At 58.3% G+C, this 17,378-nt stretch carries 16 protein-coding genes; 6 read left to right on the top strand and 10 right to left on the bottom strand.

Annotation, left to right across the window (positions count from 1 at the left end; all coding sequences use genetic code 11):
* Positions 1-71: 71 nt before the first annotated feature.
* From E5Q11_RS00605 to E5Q11_RS00615, 3 genes are all read right to left on the bottom strand, one after another.
* Complete coding sequence (locus E5Q11_RS00605; protein WP_135801476.1) at positions 72-881, bottom strand: OmpA family protein; 810 nt, start codon at positions 879-881, stop codon at positions 72-74.
* A 26-nt stretch (positions 882-907) separates the two neighbouring features.
* Positions 908-1,282 carry a DUF4398 domain-containing protein gene (locus E5Q11_RS00610; RefSeq protein ID WP_135801477.1) on the bottom strand — a complete coding sequence of 125 codons (375 nt, stop codon included), beginning with the start codon at positions 1,280-1,282 and terminating at the stop codon, positions 908-910.
* 179 nt (positions 1,283-1,461) lie between these two features.
* Positions 1,462-2,340 (bottom strand): DUF6279 family lipoprotein, encoded by an 879-nt coding sequence (locus E5Q11_RS00615; RefSeq protein WP_135801478.1) that lies wholly within the window; start codon positions 2,338-2,340, stop codon positions 1,462-1,464.
* Positions 2,341-2,621: 281 nt separating this feature from the next.
* Between E5Q11_RS00615 and E5Q11_RS00620 the strand changes: the two genes are divergently transcribed.
* Positions 2,622-3,671, top strand: a complete 1,050-nt coding sequence (locus E5Q11_RS00620) for a fasciclin domain-containing protein (RefSeq protein ID WP_135801479.1) — start codon at positions 2,622-2,624, stop codon at positions 3,669-3,671.
* Positions 3,672-3,778: 107 nt separating this feature from the next.
* Here the strand turns inward: E5Q11_RS00620 and E5Q11_RS00625 are convergent, their stop codons facing one another.
* Together E5Q11_RS00625 and dacB are read right to left on the bottom strand one after the other, a co-directional pair.
* Complete coding sequence (locus E5Q11_RS00625) at positions 3,779-4,222, bottom strand: hypothetical protein (protein ID WP_135801480.1); 444 nt, start codon at positions 4,220-4,222, stop codon at positions 3,779-3,781.
* A gap of 194 nt (positions 4,223-4,416) precedes the next feature.
* Entirely contained in the window at positions 4,417-5,991 is a 1,575-nt protein-coding gene (gene dacB / locus E5Q11_RS00635) for a D-alanyl-D-alanine carboxypeptidase/D-alanyl-D-alanine endopeptidase (protein WP_404802766.1), read from the bottom strand.
* A 200-nt stretch (positions 5,992-6,191) separates the two neighbouring features.
* On the opposite strand from dacB, the gene E5Q11_RS00640 reads away from it, so the two are divergent.
* The 3 genes from E5Q11_RS00640 to E5Q11_RS00650 all read left to right on the top strand — a co-directional run bounded on the left by E5Q11_RS00640 (position 6,192) and on the right by E5Q11_RS00650 (position 8,777).
* A complete protein-coding gene (locus tag E5Q11_RS00640; RefSeq protein ID WP_135801482.1) occupies positions 6,192-6,962 on the top strand; it encodes a glutathione S-transferase N-terminal domain-containing protein in 771 nt (256 codons plus the stop codon).
* A 196-nt stretch (positions 6,963-7,158) separates the two neighbouring features.
* On the top strand, positions 7,159-8,088 hold the full coding sequence (locus tag E5Q11_RS00645; RefSeq protein ID WP_135801483.1) for an aldo/keto reductase: 930 nt from the start codon (positions 7,159-7,161) through the stop codon (positions 8,086-8,088).
* A gap of 41 nt (positions 8,089-8,129) precedes the next feature.
* Positions 8,130-8,777 (top strand): hypothetical protein, encoded by a 648-nt coding sequence (locus E5Q11_RS00650; protein ID WP_135801484.1) that lies wholly within the window; start codon positions 8,130-8,132, stop codon positions 8,775-8,777.
* Here the strand turns inward: E5Q11_RS00650 and dkgB are convergent.
* Positions 8,746-9,555 carry a 2,5-didehydrogluconate reductase DkgB gene (dkgB, locus tag E5Q11_RS00655; RefSeq protein WP_135801485.1) on the bottom strand — a complete coding sequence of 270 codons (810 nt, stop codon included), beginning with the start codon at positions 9,553-9,555 and terminating at the stop codon, positions 8,746-8,748. The two genes, E5Q11_RS00650 and dkgB, sit on opposite strands and share 32 nt — an antisense overlap.
* 140 nt (positions 9,556-9,695) lie before the next feature.
* Between dkgB and E5Q11_RS00660 the strand changes: the two genes are divergently transcribed.
* Positions 9,696-10,109 (top strand): GFA family protein, encoded by a 414-nt coding sequence (locus E5Q11_RS00660; RefSeq protein WP_135801486.1) that lies wholly within the window; start codon positions 9,696-9,698, stop codon positions 10,107-10,109.
* Between the two features lie 7 nt (positions 10,110-10,116).
* Here E5Q11_RS00660 and E5Q11_RS00665 read toward each other — a convergent pair whose 3' ends face one another.
* On the bottom strand, positions 10,117-11,238 hold the full coding sequence (locus E5Q11_RS00665) for a PQQ-dependent sugar dehydrogenase (protein WP_135801487.1): 1,122 nt from the start codon (positions 11,236-11,238) through the stop codon (positions 10,117-10,119).
* A 213-nt stretch (positions 11,239-11,451) separates the two neighbouring features.
* Between E5Q11_RS00665 and E5Q11_RS00670 the strand changes: the two genes are divergently transcribed.
* Positions 11,452-13,626, top strand: a complete 2,175-nt coding sequence (locus E5Q11_RS00670; RefSeq protein ID WP_135801488.1) for a TonB-dependent siderophore receptor — start codon at positions 11,452-11,454, stop codon at positions 13,624-13,626.
* Here E5Q11_RS00670 and E5Q11_RS00675 read toward each other — a convergent pair.
* Genes E5Q11_RS00675 through E5Q11_RS00685 form a run of 3 tightly spaced genes read right to left on the bottom strand, consistent with a single transcriptional unit; the run spans position 13,620 to position 17,371 of the window.
* Positions 13,620-14,456 carry a (2Fe-2S)-binding protein gene (locus tag E5Q11_RS00675; protein ID WP_135801489.1) on the bottom strand — a complete coding sequence of 279 codons (837 nt, stop codon included), beginning with the start codon at positions 14,454-14,456 and terminating at the stop codon, positions 13,620-13,622. The two genes, E5Q11_RS00670 and E5Q11_RS00675, sit on opposite strands and share 7 nt — an antisense overlap.
* Positions 14,443-16,482, bottom strand: coding sequence for a Fe(3+)-hydroxamate ABC transporter permease FhuB (fhuB, locus tag E5Q11_RS00680; RefSeq protein ID WP_135801490.1), 2,040 nt, complete (start codon positions 16,480-16,482; stop codon positions 14,443-14,445). Before fhuB ends, E5Q11_RS00675 begins: the two co-directional genes overlap by 14 nt.
* A complete protein-coding gene (locus tag E5Q11_RS00685) occupies positions 16,472-17,371 on the bottom strand; it encodes an ABC transporter substrate-binding protein (RefSeq protein WP_225314992.1) in 900 nt (299 codons plus the stop codon). The genes fhuB and E5Q11_RS00685 overlap by 11 nt, the downstream gene beginning before the upstream one ends.
* Positions 17,372-17,378 lie beyond the last annotated feature (7 nt).

Raw genomic sequence — 17,378 nt, forward strand, 5'->3', positions numbered from 1 at the left:
TGCCCCCGTATAAAAAAAAGCAGCCCTTATGAATCGGGGCTGCTTTTTTGACGCCTTTTTTTGAACCTCAGTTACCGGCTTTTGATATTGCCGTCCTCGTCAGAGATCACAATCTCTACCCGGCGGTTCTGTTGCCGTCCTGCGGCGGTGTCGTTGGTTGCTTTCGGGTATTCTTCCCCGTAGCCCATGGTCTCAACACGGCTGCTACTGATCCCCATGCTGACCAGTTCGTCACGCACGGCATCGGCGCGACGTTCAGACAACCCCTGATTGTAGGAAGCTTCACCGGTGCTGTCGGTGTAACCCTCCACGCGAACCCGGCGGTTTTCGTACTCGGCCATGAATTCGGCCAGTCTGGCCACCGTTTGCTCTCCGGAAGGCTTCAGTTCGGCCCGGTTCAGGTCGAATAGTACATCGCCCAGCGTCAGTACCATCCCGCGATCAGTCTGTTCGGCCTGCATCTTTTCCATTTGCCGGCGAAGCTCTTCTGCTTCCCGCCTAGCCTGTTCTGCTTCATTGGCACGCATCTGAAGCTCAAGCTCCCGGCGCCGCTCTTCAGCGGAATTGATCTGCTGTTGAAGTTCCGCGCGCTTGCCCTGCTCGGCAGCAATCTGCGCATGGCGGTTTGCAAGGTAGGCAGCCTGCTCAATCTTTACGATATCGGCGCCTTCATCCAACATGGACTCAGCCCGGGAAAGCTGCTCTCTGGCATCCCGCAACTGTCGGTCGCCGCTGCGGGCAACGTTCGGATCGTTTTTGATCTCGTCGTAGGCAGCTCTGGCTTCGTCAACCCGATCGTTACTCTGGGGCGCGCTGGCGCAGCCAACCATCAATACCGAGAAGCCCACGGCCATGCCTAATGTCATGTTGCGTTTGTTCATAAGATTCTCCTGTTTCCGCTACCGGCTTACTGGCGTTGTTGGAGGCGCTGACGAAGAGCTTCTATATTGCTGTTGATCTCTTCGACTGCCTGTTGCGCCTTCGCGGTTTCGGAGCGGGCACCTGCCAGTTGCGCATCGACGGATGCCTGCTCTAGCAGGCGGCCTGCCTCAAGGTATTTTTCAGAGTCGATCAGTCCTTCCGCATCGGCCACCTTATTCTGCGCGCGATTCAGCAGAACGGGTTCGAACTCCCTGGCGTCTGAAGACACGGCCTGCTGGATTGAGGATTCCGCCGTCTGCAGTTTGCCGACTGGCCGCTCAACGGAGCTGGCGCAACCTCCCACCAGTAAGGCGATGCCAAGAACACTGGCAGCACCTGTCATCGAAGTATGCTTGTTCATGCACGTTCTCCTTCCAGTGAAAGACAGAGCTGGCCGGCCCTGCCCAAATTCTGATTGACACATCAGGAACAAAGAACTTCCGGCTTGGGATACCACGTTCCCTGAAAAGAGTGCCTTGCCACGCTACGGAAAAGGTTAGCAGCTGGGTTGCCACCGGGCATGAAAGAATGGCAATGAACCTAGCTTTCGTTGCAGGCAAGTGTGTTGAAATCACCCCTAAGATTGGCCGCCCGATCGAGCAGGTGATCACGTTGTTGTTGGTCTGATTCTGCGATAAGTGAGGCCATGAGCGCTGCCATGGCCTGGCGGCTTTCGGTCATCATTCTTTGGTAATCTGCCCCGCGTACCTCGTCATTGTCGATAATCAGAGCGTTAATTTTCCGGGTGAAATTTTTGTCATCACGGTCTTTAAGGGCCGCGAGCAGCGCTTTTTGCCAGTTCCTCCTGCCTTCAAGCCAGATTTCAGTCTGTCGCCCCCGGTTATCTGACCATTCGGTAACCATCTCTGCCTGGCTAGTGCTCAAAGGCCCAAGCCATTGCTCGACACGTTCCATCGTTCGTTCAGCACGGGCAAGGCGGGTCAGCTCAGGGCTTTCTCCAAGAAACTCTTCTTCAAGTTCGGCCTGGCTGTCCGCCATATTTCCCGCCAGTGCCTGAACCTGTCCATCGGAAAGACTGGCAAGCAGGCGCGCTGCCATAGGCGTGGCCTGCTCGAGCAGTGGTGGGAAAAATGAGAACAGCTGCTCCTGGTGATGCTCAATGGTGGCTCGGTTCAGATCACCGGAACGCACGTCCTGTTTCAGCTCCGTCAGCCATTCTGAATAGCGGGGCAACTGTGTGCTGCAATGCCAGTCCCTCAGGGCAACGACATCCCGCTCCAGCTGGGCTTGCTGCTCACCGGTCAACGGAATGTAATCGTCGACCCACCACACGATGCCCCAATCGGCATAGCGATAGGCGAGTTTTGTTGAGCTGCAGCCCAACAGGAGTAGCGAGAGAGCCGCAAACAACGCCAATGTTCTGTTTCCGTTCAGCCTTCTGGGCAATTGAGATTCCATGATTCACCTGATTGGTAAAGAGGTATTCCGGGGAAACTCTGAAAGTTTTTCCCGGAAATTGATTGGGTTCTACGACCGGGGAAAGCGTTCAGATGGGGTTTCCAATCCGATGCAAAACCGCCCATGGGCTGTCAGCGAACATCCGTTAACTGAACTGTTAAATACTGTAAATCCGAAATATTTGGAGTGTCGTAATCGCTTCAGACTTTGGTTCAAAAATTAACCAAGTCTTTGAATCAAATCTTCAATGTTGCAAAAGGCCAAAAAAAGGAAATTTGATTATGAGCTTTCTATCTTCGCATTCGAAATTCCGACGTTGGGCACCGGCCCTGATTCTCGTCACTTTCCCGTTTATCAGTGCGTGTAGCGATGATGACGACGATGACGTAGCCGCAGATGTTGCACCGCAAAACATTTTGGAAATCGCGTCTGAGAACGAGAACACAACGATCCTTGAATCTGCGGTTCTCGCTGCTGATCCGTCTATCGCGACTCTGCTTGGCGGAGACGACGAGCTGACCGTGTTCGCGCCCACAGACGCCGCGTTTCAGGCTCTTTTGACTGACCTCGGACTCTCTGCTGACCAGTTGTTGGCCGACACTGATCTGTTGAACGAAGTCCTCAGTTATCATGTTCTCGCTACGTCCGTGGGCGAGGTCAAGTCAGACGCTGCTATAGGCGTCGCGCAAAGCCCGGTTCCTCAAAATCTGGTTCCGACAGTGAACGGCGAAGATGTTGCGCTTTCAATATCTCAGGAAAGTGGTGAAGATGTATTGTACGTCAATACCTCTCGCGTGACGGGTCCGGACGTAGACGCGACTAATGGTGTTATTCATCTTATCGATAAGGTGCTCTTGCCACCGCCAAGCGACCTGAGCGATACCAGCCAGACGATTGCGGATATCGTAACTGCGCTAGCAGGCGCTGAAGACGCTGAGTTCACAACGTTGCTGGCCGCACTCCAGACTGACGGCGCAGCCGCTCTGCTGGCGGCAGCTTCAGATGAAAATGCGACCTTGACTGTGTTCGCGCCAACAGATGAAGCTTTCGCCACGTTGCTAGAGGAGCAGAATCTTACCCCGCAACAGTTGCTTGATGACCCGAATCTGCCAACCGTTCTAAGCCAGCATATCGTTGGATCGACTGTAGACTCTCTCACTGCATACGCTTCAAACGGAGGTACTGTAACGAATTTGGCAGGTACCACTTTGAACGTTGACATACAGGACAACGCGCTCGTTATCGAGGGCAGCAGGGTAGTTGAGGCAGACGTTGAAGCGTCTAACGGCGTGATTCATGTGATTGATGAAGTGATATTCACCGTCGACTAATAGCTGCGGTTCCGTTTATCACGTTCAAACGTTAGTGTTGGGCCGGCTTTATCAGCCGGCCTTTTTAATGATGCGCCGGCTACAGAGCGTGTCGCCTTTCTGCAAGATTATTTTCGGCGCACCCCTAACTGAAGCTCTATCTGATACCCCGACCCATTGCGGCTCACCACAGTCCTATTATCGCCAGTGGCCGTCAGTGAATTCTCCTCAGCAATACGGTAAAGCTCGGCCCAGGCGTCCTGGCTGTCTGAACCGGCCTCGCGGGTCACCGTCAGGCATTGGAAGTCATCCTTCATCTGCTTCTGATAACGCGCCAGATTCTGGCCGGAGCCGGTGACCGGGTAGCCCAGTTCCAGCGTGATGTCACCGAATGTGGGCTGTCGCCAATCGGGGAGGAACAAGGTCAATGGTCCCACGATATCCAGCTTGGCGTTTTTCACCGCCGCTACCGCCACTTTCTGGGCCAGGGGGCGGGTTTGCTCACGGATCTCATTCACCGGCATTTCATATTGCCCTGTGAAATAGACTGCCCGTTGAACGGTTTTCAGCATGACCGGCTCATCCCCCAACCTGCTTATTTCTGAAGCATTTGTGTCGGGACTGCCCGGAGAGGTTGCACAGCCGACCAGACCAGCCAGCATCATTACAAAAACCAATAGCCGCATTCCGCCGGATCCGAGTGCCATGACGGGATATCTCATAATTCTTCAGCCTTATCCAAAAGCATCGGGTGTAAATGCTGTGTTCAGCGGATGATGGTCTTGCTCTCGGCCTGTGACATGGTGGTGCCGGTGGGCGGCCTGAAGTGAAGTGAATACAGAATGCGGTCGAGCACGGCCTGGCCGTTCCAGGCCGGATCATTGTTTACCATGCCAACAACCGCCCAGGTGGTATTGGTGTCGTCGCGGGTATAGCCGGCAATCGAGCGAACGTTTTCAAGATAGCCTGTCTTGATTCGGCCTTCGCCATCCATACCAGAGTTCCTGAGCCTGCGTGCCATGGTGCCATCCAGGCCGATCAATGGCAGTGAGGCCATAAGATCTGCGGAGAAGGGGCTGTTCCAGGCGTGCTGAAGAATCTGCGCGCCCTGGCGGGCGGTGATCCTGCCGTCGCGGGTCAGCCCGGCGCCATTTTCAATCACCAGGCCTGTGGTGTTGATGCCTTTGGTCTCAAGCCATTCAGTGATTACACGAATGCCTGCCAGCCTGTCGTCCTGTTCGTCTTCTTTCCGGTTTTCCGCGCCGATGGTCAGCAACAGCTGGCGCGCCATGACGTTGCTGCTCCACTTATTGATGTCCCGCACCATGGAAACGAGGTCAGGAGAATAAGTGGACAACAGCAGTCGTGCATCTTCGGGCGTGGTTGCCAGGCGGTCTGCACCAACCAGTTCAATGTTCAGGTCCGCCAGCAGCGAGCGAATCATCGAGGCGGTGTACTGCTCGTGGGGAAGCAGTGAAAGATAGGCCGAGGTTCTGCAGCCTGTCGGCAGTTCGCCATTTACTTGGACGGTCACCCGGCCGTCATCGTGGAAGACCGGCTCCCACTCAAAGTAGCGTCGGGCCGGGCAGGGGCCTTCGGCACTGGAGGTGACACGGTTATCGATGACAACGTCCGTCAGGGCCGGTGCGCTCCAGGCCTGGGTGCCGCGCTCGTCCGAGCGAACCTGGAAGTGAATCAGGTTCAGGTTACTGAGGTAGGCAGAAGGATGAACCAGGAAGGGCGCGTAGGGGTTGTCGCCGTTGTCCTCGAAGGCTGGTGCATCTGCCGCCAGCCTGAAGACGTCACCGTCCAGCACCAGGTCACCTTGAATCCGGGTGATGCCCATGCCGCGAAGCTCGCCGAGCGCTGTCCACAGCCGTTCGATGGTCAGTTTCGGGTCGCCGCTCATATCAACGAACAGGTTGCCGTTCAGGGTGTCCCCCTGCAGGGTACCATCGGTCAGGAAGCGGGTTTCCCAGTGGTGGCTGGGGCCCAGAAGCTCAAGTGCTGCGTAGGTGGTGATCAGCTTCATGATTGAGCCGGGGCTCATCAGTTCATCGGCATTGATGTATTGCTCGATGCCTGGGCCATTCAGAGGAATGGCGGCCATGCTCAGGGCTTCATCACTGTTCAGTGAGCGTGCGGCATAGTCCTGAACCTGGGTGGTCCAGGTCTTGGTGGGTTTGTCGGCGGCCGCAGGGGCATCGCCTGCAACGGCCGGGGCAAGCATGGCTGTGGACAGCACAAAGCCGGCAAAAATCGCCTTCAACGGGAGCGCTGAGGCGGCGCGACCTGGCTTACCGGTTGCTTGGGATACCGGTGTGTTGGCAATTGGCGTCATGATGTGCAGGCCTGATGATGTCCGATAGGTTAACAATAGCCCATATTGTTTCAGCGTACTATGTGGTTTGCCTCTACATGACGTTAAAAATTGGCAGTAGTGGCGTTGTTTATATTGCGGTTTCGTTACCTTGTGTAAGCTGCCCTGTTAGGCTTGTCAGGTTATCTGGAACGCTCGCTCTGTTGAAAAAGGATTCATCAATGATCAATGCGATTACCCATAATCTGAATGTATTGGGGTCTGTGACCACATCGTCGCTGTCGGCCTGGCGGGGCTGCCTTGTGGTTCGGCAGGTGCCGCAGCCGGCAAAACCGCTGGTGCTGTTCGATATTGAGGCCTGCCCCTATTGTCGCCGGGTGCGAGAGGCGCTGACGGCGCTGCATCTGGATGTTGAGATCCGGCCCTGTCCGAAAGGCGGCCGCAAGTTCCGTAGTCAGGCGGAAGCCCTGGGCGGCAAGCAGCAATTTCCGCTGTTATCCGATGAAAACACTGGCACGGTGATGTATGAGTCCACCGATATTGTGGACTATCTGTTCCAGACCTATGCCAAACGCCCGGTACCAAAATACTATCGTTCGAAAGTGTATCAGCCGGCATTGGGTTCGTTGGCGTCAGCCGCCAGTGTCATGCGCGGGTTGTGGGCCAGTCCGGCGAAGGCGGTGGGCCAGCCGCTTCATCTGTGGAGTTTCGAGGGCAGCCCCTATTCACGCCTGGTGCGGGAACGGCTGTGTGAGCTGGAGGTGCCCTATACTCTTCATAACCTGGGCAAGGAGCACTGGACGGAGGTAGGGCCGGCGAAGCAGCGCCTCAAGCCCGGTCCCTATACGCCGATTCCGGGTGGCAAGCGGGATGAGTTTTTCCAGATTCACAAGCGGGTTCAGGTACCTTATCTGGAGGACCCTAATACCGGGGAACGGCTGTTTGAGTCTGCGCGGATTCTTAAGTATCTGAATTCTCAGTACGGGAACTGAGCCTGTTTCAGGACTGTCACCAATGGTGCTTTGTGCAGGTAGTTACTTCCTTTTCCGGACACGCCGTGAACCCATCCATGGGGGCTCGGCATTGCCATCCATGGCAATGCACGGTCCGTAAAAGGAAGTAACTACCTGCACCTTCTGGCCTCGTGCTATTCGCCGTTTGAGGCCCTGCGCTTTTGGAGGCACACGGATGGTTCTGGATAGACGTAAATTTCTTATTGGTGCTGGCCTGACCGGCCTGGCCCTCAATTCCTCCTTCCTGTTCGCAAACTCCGGATCAACACCGGACTCGTCCCCGATTACCCGCAACATCCCCGGAACCGAGGAGGCGATTCCGGCCATTGGCATGGGTACCTGGATTACCTTCAACGTTGGCGGGGATCCGGCGCTGATTGAGCAGCGCACGCAGGTGCTGAAAACCTTCTTTGACCAGGGCGGTACCCTTGTGGATGGGTCGCCGATGTATGGCACCGCGTCTGATGTAGTTGGTGAAGCACTGGACAGGTTGGGTGCCAGGGACCGACTGTTTGCGGCCACCAAGATCTGGACCAGTGATGAATCTGCCACACGTCAGGAGGCTGAGCGGTCTGGGCGCCGGTGGGGGGTGGAACAGTTTGATTTGCTGCAGGTTCACAACCTGAGGGGTTGGCAGGGGCATCTTGAGACCCTGAAAGCGATGAAGGCCGAAGGGCAGGTTCGGTACATCGGGATTACCACGTCTCACGGTCGCCGGCATCGGGAGTTTGCGCAGATCATGGAGCGCGAGCCCATCGACTTTGTGCAGTTGACCTACAATGTTCTGGACCGCGAGGCCGAGGATCGTCTGTTGCCGCTGGCCCAGGAAAGGGGAATTGCGGTGATCGTGAATCGGCCGTTCCAGGGTGGTTCCCTGTTTGGACGCTATCAGTCCGAGCCGCTGCCGGATTGGGCGGGCGACGCCGGTGTTTCTAACTGGGCAGAGTTTTTTCTCAAGTACATTATTTCCCATCCCGCGGTGACCTGTGCCATTCCGGCGACGACCAGTGTTGAGCATATGAAAGAGAACATGGGCGCGCTTTACGGTGCTCTGCCGGGCGCCCAGCAGCGGCAGAAGATGGCGGATTACGTGAGGTCGCTGTGAGTGGGGCTGGCTGGCTGAGCTACTCGCTCGAAGATTTCATTATGTTCGGGCCGCAGGTGTTTCTGCGGCTTTTTGTTCGGATAAATCAGGATCTCTGGCCCTGGCCATTGCTGGCGGTGTTGGCTGGTATTCTGGTGCCCATGCTGTTGCTTAGCCAGAAGTCAGCGCCAAGGCGAGTGGCACTGGGGCTGGCTTCGGTGGCCTTGGTGACCAGTGGCTACGGTTTTCTGGTGGGGTATTTCGGGCCGATCAACTGGCCAGCGCTCTGGTTCGGCTGGGGATTCGTGCTGCAGGGTGTTTTGCTTGGGTCCTTTATGCTCTTTGGAGGGGCTCCGCCATCCAGGTGGCTCGATTCGAAGTCTGCCGGTTACTGGCTGGCCGGCTTATGGTTAGCGGCTGTTCTGGCCTTGCCCTGGTTAACCGTTGCTGAATCCGGTGACTGGAAAGCAGTGGGGCTGTTTGGCCTGGCGCCAGGTACCACGGCGGCGGCCGGCGTGCTGCTAGCGGGATCTTTGCCGGGGTTCTGGCGCTGGCTTTACCTGGCGGTTCCGTTTTTTTGGAGCCTGTTCAGCGCGGCCACCTTCTGGTCCCTGCAGACCTGGTGGTTGCTGGGCCTGCCTGTGGCCACGCTGATACTGTCCTTTCTTGCCTTCCGGCTCAGTCCCAGTTGGGCGCGAAGCCGGGGTTAGCAATCCGCTCATTGCGGTCCAGCCTGTCGATCTGTGCGATCTCATCGGCGGTCAGTTCAACCTGCAAGGCTTCCAGGTTGGCCTTCTGATGAGTGGCCCTGGTGGAAGAGGGAATCACTACCACCCCGCGCGATGCGACCCACGCCAGTGCGACCTGGGCCGGCGTCAGGTTGCGGGCCTCGGCAATGCGTATCAGCGTTTCATCTTCCATGACCTTGCCCACGGCCAGTGGCATGTAGCCAGTCACGGTGATGCCCAGCTTCTGCGCGTGCTCAACCACTTTGCGGTTAGCCAGGAATGGATGCACTTCTACCTGATTGGTGGCAATGGCGCCTTCGCCGAGAATGCGGACGGCCTGGTCCATCTGGGCGCAGGTGAAGTTGGACATGCCAATATGGCGGGTCAGTCCTTCGCGCTGGGCGTCTCTCAGGGCGCCCAGGTATTCCTCCATGGGCACCTTGTCGTCCGGTGATGGCCAGTGGATCAGGGTCAGGTCGACGTGGTCGGTTTTTAGCCGGGCAAGGCTGTCGTGAAGGCTGTTGATCAGGTCACTCTTTTCCAAATGATCGTGCCACACCTTGGTCGTCAGAAAGATCTCGCGGCGGGGAATGCCGCTGGAGGTAATGCCGTCGCCGACTTCGGACTCGTTCTCGTACATCTGGGCGGTGTCGATATGGCGGTAGCCCAGTGAAAGTGCGCTCTTAACCGCTTCTCTGGCGTCGTTTCCTTTCAGACGAAAGGTGCCCATGCCAATTCCGGGAATCTCGCTGTCTGTCATTCTGGTCTCCTTAACTTAAAAGGCCAAGCTACTAATGATCGTATCTACACCCTACGTGGATTCGGCTGACTGGTTCTTCAAGTGGGCCACAGTTATCATACTGCGCTTCAGCTCAAGCAGTTCAGAGAAAAGGTGGAATTATGATCTCCGGCCATTGCCTGTGCGGCAACGTCAGCTTTGAATACGATGGCCCGCTGGGGCCGGTGGCGTTGTGTCATTGCAGCCAGTGCCGCCGCGCCCATGGCAGCGCCTTTTCGGCCAGCGCACCGGTTCAAAAGATTCGTTTCCGCTGGACGTCCGGAGAGCAGGACATTCGTGAGTACGAATCACGCCCGGGCAAATACCGGGCGTTCTGCGGCAACTGTGGCAGCCCGCTTTACAGCCGGGTGGATGCTATTCCCGGCATCCTCCGCCTGCGCGTGGGAATGATTAACGAGGCGCTCGGCAAAGGCCCGGCGCAACACGTCTTTGTTGGCTCGAAATCCGACTGGTTCGAGATTACCGATGATATTCCCCAGTTCGAGAAAACCGAGAGAACCAACGACCCGAACTGACGTCAGTTCAGTCCGCCGGTACGACCCGGTAGACCTTGCCATTGCCGGCATCGGTCAATAGCCACAAAGCGCCATCCGGCCCCATTCTCACATCCCGGATGCGCTCTCCCAGATCAACTAGCAGGTCTTCCTCTTCCACCAGGTCCTTGCCATCAAACCGCAGGCGCACCAGTTTCTGGAGTTTCAGGGCACCGACAAACAGGTCCCCCTGCCAGGCGGAAAACAGGTCACCGGTGTAAAAGGCCATGCCAGATGGCGCAATGGACGGATCCCAGTAGTGAAGGGGGTCGGTTACACCGTCCATGGTGGTTTTATCGGAAATCGGGAAACCGCTGTATGCGATGCCGTAGGTTACGTCCGGCCACCCGTAGTTATCACCGGCATTGATGATGTTCACTTCGTCACCGCCCCGCGGGCCGTGTTCATGGGTCCAGATATCGCCAGTTTCCGGGTGACGGGTCATGCCCTGTATGTTGCGGTTGCCATAGGTGAAGAAAGTATCATTCACTGAGCCATCCTCAAGGAAGGGATTCCCCGGCGCCGGGTCGCCATTAACCGTGATGCGGTGCACCCCGCCTGCGTCGTCAGCGGTGTCCTGGGCGCGCGGCTTGTCGCCCCTGTCCCCAACCGACACATACAGATTGCCATCGGTATCGAACTCCATCCTGCCCGCAAAATGCCGGGAGGTTCCGCTGCGGGGAAGAGCTTCGAAAATCACGTCAACGTTCCGCAACTGCTGCCCGTCGAATTCCGCACGCGCGACCCGGGTGGTCATTCCCGCATTGTTCCTGTGGGCGTAGCTCAGAAACAGGGTCTGGTTGTCAGCGAACTGCGGGTGCAAAAGCACGTCCAGCAGACCACCCTGGCCGGCAACCACCAGTTCAGGAACACCTGAAATGGGATCTGGTTGAAGCTCACCGTTTTCAATCAGCCGCAGGCGACCGGCCCGTTCAGTGACCAGCTGAGAGCCGTCTGGCAGGAATGCAAGGCTCCAGGGATGCTCCAGGCCCTGCGCAACGGTTTCAAGCCGGAAATCGGCTTTATCGGACGAGAACGTCCGGTCGGCCAATGCGGGTGCCGAGACCAGGACAAAGCTCAGGGTTAGGGCCAAGCGGGAACAGGTAAGCATGGAGCCTCCGTTATTTTTAGGAACATTGGGCTGTGAATCTGGTTGCCAGAGTTTGAGGGTAGCAGTCTCGATGAGTTCCCACGACTAACGCTGCCAGCCAAACCTATCTAGGGGCAGGCAAGGGTTTTGGATTGTTTTATTTTAAATAAGAACGATTCGTATTATTATGCGCAAATAGCATGAATCATCCTGATATTCCAAACGGAGAAAACGATGTCCCGAGTTCCAGAATTCCTGTTCCGTCGCAAGCCGCTTTTCACTGCCATTGTCTGCGCAACCCTGCCAGCGTTTGCGTCGGCACAGGAAAATGAACCCACAGCCCTCGAGGCGCTGACGGTATCCGCTCAGCGAGGGCCTGTGTCGTCCGAGGCCACAGGCAGTTACACCACTGACACCACAAGCAGCTCCACAAAACTGGAACTGGGCCACCGGGAAACACCCCAGGCAGTCACGGTAGTTACACGTGAGCAGATGGATGATTTTGCCCAGGATGACATCAACGATGTGCTGGAAGGCACCACTGGCGTCACTGTGGAATCCGTTGAAACCGACCGCACCTACTACACTTCCCGCGGTTTCGATATCAACAACTTCCAGTACGACGGCGTTGGCCTGCCTGCGGTCTACGACAACGTGCAGGGAGAACTCGATACCGCGTTCTTTGACCGTGTGGAAGTGGTGCGGGGCGCCAACGGCCTTATGGCCGGTTCTGGTAACCCGGCCGCGACGGTCAACTTTATCCGCAAACGGCCAACCGCGGAAACCAATGCTTCTGTAAAGGTGACAGGCGGATCCTGGGAAAAAAAGCGCATGGTGGGTGATGTGTCCGGCGCGGTGTCAGAATCCGGCGCTGTGCGTGGCCGCGTTGTCGCCGGCTATGAAGATAAGGACTCATACCTGGATCGCTACAGCAACGAGAAACAGATGTTTTACGGTGTGCTGGAAGCGGATCTTTCAGACACCACACTGCTGACACTGGGCCACTCGATTCAGACGTCGAATACTGACAGCCCGCTCTGGGGCGCCTTGCCACTTTTCTATACCGACGGTACGGCCACAGATTTTTCGCGCTCCACCAGCACGTCGACCGACTGGTCCTACTGGGACAACACCCAGTACAACAGCTTTGTAGAACTGCAGCAGGAACTGGCCGGTGGCTGGCAGGTGAAAGGTACGGTTTTCCGGCTTGAGAACGACAGCGATTCGGAGCTGTTTTACTGGTTCGGTACGCCAGAACCTGATGGTACCGGGGTTGCGCCATACCCGAGTCAATACGATCTGAACACGACGCAGGTGGTTTTTGATCTGTATGCATCGGGGCCGTTTAGTTTCGGTAATCGCACCCATGAGCTTGTCGTGGGCACCAACTGGTCCCGGTCTGAAACGGAAGACCTGTCACTGTTCACTTCTGATACGCTGCCGCCGTTGCCTCCCCTGGAACAATGGACAGGTGACTACCCAAGACCGTCCTTTGGCGCGACCAGCTCAGGATCGGACTGGATCGACCGTGAAAAGTCCGCCTACGCGGCCACCCGCTGGAGCCTGACTGACAGCCTGGCAGCCATTACTGGCGTGCGGCTGACCTGGCTAAACAGCAAGGGGAATAGTTATGGTCTAAGCAAGGCAACCAGTTACGATGCGGTGGAAACGCCCTACGCCGGGCTGATTTATGACCTGAATAACGACCACTCCGTCTACGCGAGCTATACCGAAATCTTCACCCCGCAAACCGAAGTGGACATCAACCTTGACCGTCTGGATCCCATCGACGGGGTGAATTATGAGGTGGGGCTGAAGAGCGAGTTCCTGAACGACCGGGTCAACACCACCGTTGCCCTGTTCCAGGTCGAGCAGCAGAACGTTGCAGAGGCGGCCGGTACGCTTTCGGGTTCCAGTGACACCTACTATCGCGGTGTAGATGGCCTCCAGAGCGAGGGTGTGGAGCTTGAGTTTGTGGGTGATGTAACCGATCGAATCCAGCTGTTTGCCGGTTATACCTGGGTGAACATCGAGGATGCCGACGGCAACTCCGCCAAGCCGTCCGTGCCTGAGCATCTGGCCCAGCTGCGCGGTACCTGGAAAGTGCCCGGTGTTGAAGGGCTGGAACTTGGCAGCCAGGTGCGCTGGCAGTCTTCCATCAGTCAGGACCAGGGTGAAGCGACCACCGGGCCCAATGCCGGATCGACGATCACCACCGAGCAGGACAGCTACGCCGTGGTGGACCTGATGGCCAGCTATGACTTTGCCCGCGACTGGAACGCCACCCTGAACGTGAATAATGTGACGGATGAAAAGTACATCGAAAGCCTCAAGAAGTTTGGCGCCTTTGCCCAGGGCTTCTACGGAGCCCCGACCAACGCCAGCTTGACGGTTTCCTGGGTTTATTGAGGAATGACTCGGGAGCGGGGGCTATAACCCCCGCTCTTTGTGAGGGCCTTTAACCGTTCCTTTCGATAGATTCCGCAAGTGCCACAATAACCACCACCTGGTAGAAGATACTTCAAGCAGCATCCCTTGCGCTGGGGGATGGCGGTGGTTTTTCCGTCAAACACCGCGGGAATCCAGTCGATAAACTGGTTGGCATCGTTGCTGAATTCCCGGAGCCAACGCTGCGCAAGATCACACAGTGATGCAGGCTCAGCCAGGTTCCACACTGCCGAGAAGGGCGCCCCCAGGCCCAGCCCGATACTGCTCCAGTAAGCGCCTGGGCTGACTCCCAGCTCGTGTCTGAAAACGGGATACCAGTCTTTTGTCTGTTGCCCGAGTGAACGCACAAAGTCTTCTTCATGGACAGTTTCTGCGCCCGGCGCCAGGAACCAGCCAGGTGCTGACACTTCGGCATGTTCTGCGGGCGCCAGAAATATCCACTCAGGATCGGGCAGCGGTGCGTGGCCATCCCGAAACAGTTGCAGGCTGAGCGGGGCGATGACGTTCAGCGCCAGGTCCTGCTGAAGCACGGACATTTGCGCCCGAAGGGCGCGGGGGTCTGAAGCATGGGTGTAATCCCTGCGTACCTGATCGGTCAGCAGCGATGGCTGATCCAGGCACTGGGCCAGGGACAGCACGGCCGGGCGGCTGCCTTGACCTGGCGGAAGGGCGTTGGTCAGAACGGCATGCCGGTCCAGTCGGGATTCCCCCAGCAGTTGGTCATAGCGACTGACCCAGCTGGATCGCTGGTGCGGGTTGAACTTGCTACTGGCTGGCTCAGGCGCGGCCATGTCGGCTCAGCCCCCAGAGGAAGTAAACCCCGCCCACCAGGGCAGCCAGAAGCCCGGCCGGTAGCTGTTCAGGGAAGATCACTACTCTTGCGATGTAGTCCGCTACCCCGAGCAGTAAGCCGCCCGCCAGGGCTGCGACAATCAGTTGCCGCCCGACCGTTTGCTGTCCCAACACCCGCGCCAGGTGCGGCGCAATCAGGCCAACAAAACTCAGGGGGCCGATGACCACGGTGGCCGAAGCCGTCAGCAGCGCCGCCAGCACGAGCAGCAAGAGGCGAGATTTTCCAACCGGCAATCCCAGGGAGGAAGCAGAAGCCTCTCCCAGCGGCAGTATGGTCAGCGGCCTTACAACGATGACCAGGGTGGCGCAGATGTAAAGAATCAGGGCCATCAGCGCAAGGGCCTCGCCCTCGGACACCAGCCAGGTGGAGCCATACATCCAGTTGAGCAGTTGCGAGGCGACGGTGCCGCCGGACGCCATCACCAGCCTCAGACCGGCATCCATGAATACATAAAGCGCCAGCCCGCCCAGCAGCAGCTGGTTGCCCGCAAAGTTGTGTTTCCGGGCCAGCAGGGTCAGAAGGCCAAGCGCAGCGGCGGCCCCCAGGGTTGCGCCGCCCAGTTGTCCGGCGCGGCCAATGTCAGCGCCGGACAGCACAATCAGCACCATCACCATGGCTGCGCCGCCGCTGATGCCCAGCATTTCCGGGCTGCCCATGGGATTGCCGGTCATCCGCTGGATCAGAGTGCCGGCCAGGCCCAGGGCCACGCCGGCCAACACCGCCGCCAGCATTCTGGGGCCGCGCCAGACCCAGGCCTGATCCCATTGCGACACTGCCGTCCAGTTCCAGCCTTCCAGACCCGGCGACCAGCCCATGGAAAGTATGGCACTGCTCAGCAGCAGGGCGATCAGAACGCCGGAAACCAGTGCAACTGGGCGCCGTTTGGGCAGAAAACCGGCAGGGCCCGACGCCTGCCCGGGCATGTTGTGGGTGTTTCTGAAGCCCTGAAGCGCCAGCAGGATGATCGGGCCGCCGATCAATGCCGTGGTGGTTCCGGTGGGAACCAGAGAACCGTCGCCCCAGGTGGATGCCCAGTGCGCGAGCGTATCCGCCAGAAGCAGCAGACCGCCGCCCAGCAGGCTGCTCCAGAGCAGCCGTTCGGAGAGCGTTCGGGCGCCGAGCAGGCGAGCCAGCACCGGGGCCGCAAGGCCGATAAAGGCCACGACGCCCACGCGGCTGACCACAGTTGCACTCATCAGCACCACCAGCAGCAACGCCAGTACACGAACCAGGCCGACTTTGGCGCCCAGCGAGCTGGCGGACGCCTGCCCAAGCTGCATAACCTGGAGCGGGCGCATTAGTAATAGCATCAATACCGCGATCACCAGCACCCGGGGCCAGAGTTCCATAAACGGCTGCCAGTTATTCTGCACCAACGAACCGGCGCCCCAGATAAACAGGTTGCCCAGCCATTCGCCTTTCAGGAGCAGGAATGCCATGTTCACCGCGCCCAGGAAAAAGGTAATCACCAGGCCCGCGAGAATCACCGTGACCGGGGAAAAGCCAAGGCGCCAGGTCAGGGCGATCACCATCCCGATGGCCAACAGGCCGCCGGAGACCGCAACGAGGTCCGGGCTGAACGCCAGCAGTCCCGGAAAGAACATGGTGGCCACGGTTACCCCGAACTGGCCGCCTGCTTCCACACCGAGAGTGGTGGGTGACGCCAGCGGGTTGCCCAGAATCTGCTGGGTGACGGCGCCGGCAAGGCCCAGCCCGACACCGATCAGGATTGCCATCGACACCCGTGGCGCCCAGCTGAAATGGGCCAGAACTGAGTGATAGTTGCCGTCTGTGAAGGTCCAGAAGGACGCAATGACCGCTGCCGGGTCTAACTGACCGAACCAGGGCGAAGCGCTGGCCAGAAGCGCGCCCGCCCAGAGCAGAACCGCGGTCAGCGGCAGGCTGGCGGGAAGTCTGGCCGGCGCCGTTCCTATGCCTGAGCTGGCGGCTGTTTCAGCGGACATTGTCGGAGCCCCCGTCGATCAGGCTGTCCACCAGCAGGGTTGCCAGTCGTTTCACCGGATAGACCCCGCCAAACGGCCATACGGACTCAATCCGGTAGACCTGTTCACGTTTGACCGGCGGCAGATAGGTCCAGAAGGGGCTGGTGGCCAGGGTGTCGGCCAGGCCGGGCAGCGTGGGCTCAATTACCACAATCCGGCTGTCCGGGTAGGGCGCAATGGCTTCCAGCCCCACCACCGAAAAGCCCCAGTAATTGCCCTGGTGTGGCCAGGCGTTTTCAAGGCCCAGGGCCTCCAGGGCGCGCTGGTAAAGGCCGTTGGGTGCGTAAATGCGAACGTGGCGGTCATCCAGAAAGTTCACCAGGGCGACCGGCCGGTCTGCCAGTCCGGCGTCGGTCAGGCGTTGCTTCTGTTCGTCCAGAGTCTGCTCGACACCCTCGATTACCGCCTGCGCCTGGGCTTCCCGGTCCAGGATGTCGCCGAGAGTGACTAGCATTTCACGGGCCTTCTCGAATGGGCGGGTGCCTTCCTTGTAAACGCTTACCACATAGGTGGGGGCAATGCGTTCAAGCAGCTTGGCCGCCGGGGCCATTTCAGAGCTGGTCACAATCAGGTCCGGCTTGAGCTCGGCAATGGCTTCCAGGCTGGGGGCGACGCGGGTGCCCACATTGGCAATCCCGTCCGGCAGCTCGGGCTCGTCCACCCAGGTTTCGTAACCGTCTCGGTCGGCGACGCCTACCGGTGTCACCCCAAGCAGCAAGAGTGCCTCGGTGGCGGCCCAGTTGAGGGCGATGACCCGCTCTGGCGGTTTGTCCAGAGTCAGGGTGCCGTTCTCGTGTTGCCAGGTGTCCGCGGCTGACAGGGCCGGCGCAAGACCCAGCAAAACGCTCATCAGCAAG

Source organism: Marinobacter confluentis (genome assembly GCF_004785685.1).
In the GTDB taxonomy this organism is placed as follows: Bacteria; Pseudomonadota; Gammaproteobacteria; order Pseudomonadales; family Oleiphilaceae; genus Marinobacter; species Marinobacter confluentis.

Coding starts and splice junctions, on each gene's coding strand:
- E5Q11_RS00660 (WP_135801486.1), top strand. CDS start 9,696: ATGATCTCCGGCCATTGCCTGTGCGGCAACGTCAGCTTTGAATACGAT.
- fhuB (WP_135801490.1), bottom strand. CDS start 16,482: ATGTCCGCTGAAACAGCCGCCAGCTCAGGCATAGGAACGGCGCCGGCC.
- E5Q11_RS00675 (WP_135801489.1), bottom strand. CDS start 14,456: ATGGCCGCGCCTGAGCCAGCCAGTAGCAAGTTCAACCCGCACCAGCGA.
- E5Q11_RS00665 (WP_135801487.1), bottom strand. CDS start 11,238: ATGCTTACCTGTTCCCGCTTGGCCCTAACCCTGAGCTTTGTCCTGGTC.
- E5Q11_RS00685 (WP_225314992.1), bottom strand. CDS start 17,371: ATGAGCGTTTTGCTGGGTCTTGCGCCGGCCCTGTCAGCCGCGGACACC.
- E5Q11_RS00670 (WP_135801488.1), top strand. CDS start 11,452: ATGTCCCGAGTTCCAGAATTCCTGTTCCGTCGCAAGCCGCTTTTCACT.
- dacB (WP_404802766.1), bottom strand. CDS start 5,991: ATGACGCCAATTGCCAACACACCGGTATCCCAAGCAACCGGTAAGCCA.
- E5Q11_RS00625 (WP_135801480.1), bottom strand. CDS start 4,222: ATGCTGAAAACCGTTCAACGGGCAGTCTATTTCACAGGGCAATATGAA.
- E5Q11_RS00645 (WP_135801483.1), top strand. CDS start 7,159: ATGGTTCTGGATAGACGTAAATTTCTTATTGGTGCTGGCCTGACCGGC.
- E5Q11_RS00640 (WP_135801482.1), top strand. CDS start 6,192: ATGATCAATGCGATTACCCATAATCTGAATGTATTGGGGTCTGTGACC.
- E5Q11_RS00620 (WP_135801479.1), top strand. CDS start 2,622: ATGAGCTTTCTATCTTCGCATTCGAAATTCCGACGTTGGGCACCGGCC.
- E5Q11_RS00610 (WP_135801477.1), bottom strand. CDS start 1,282: ATGAACAAGCATACTTCGATGACAGGTGCTGCCAGTGTTCTTGGCATC.
- E5Q11_RS00650 (WP_135801484.1), top strand. CDS start 8,130: ATGTTCGGGCCGCAGGTGTTTCTGCGGCTTTTTGTTCGGATAAATCAG.
- E5Q11_RS00615 (WP_135801478.1), bottom strand. CDS start 2,340: ATGGAATCTCAATTGCCCAGAAGGCTGAACGGAAACAGAACATTGGCG.
- dkgB (WP_135801485.1), bottom strand. CDS start 9,555: ATGACAGACAGCGAGATTCCCGGAATTGGCATGGGCACCTTTCGTCTG.
- E5Q11_RS00605 (WP_135801476.1), bottom strand. CDS start 881: ATGAACAAACGCAACATGACATTAGGCATGGCCGTGGGCTTCTCGGTA.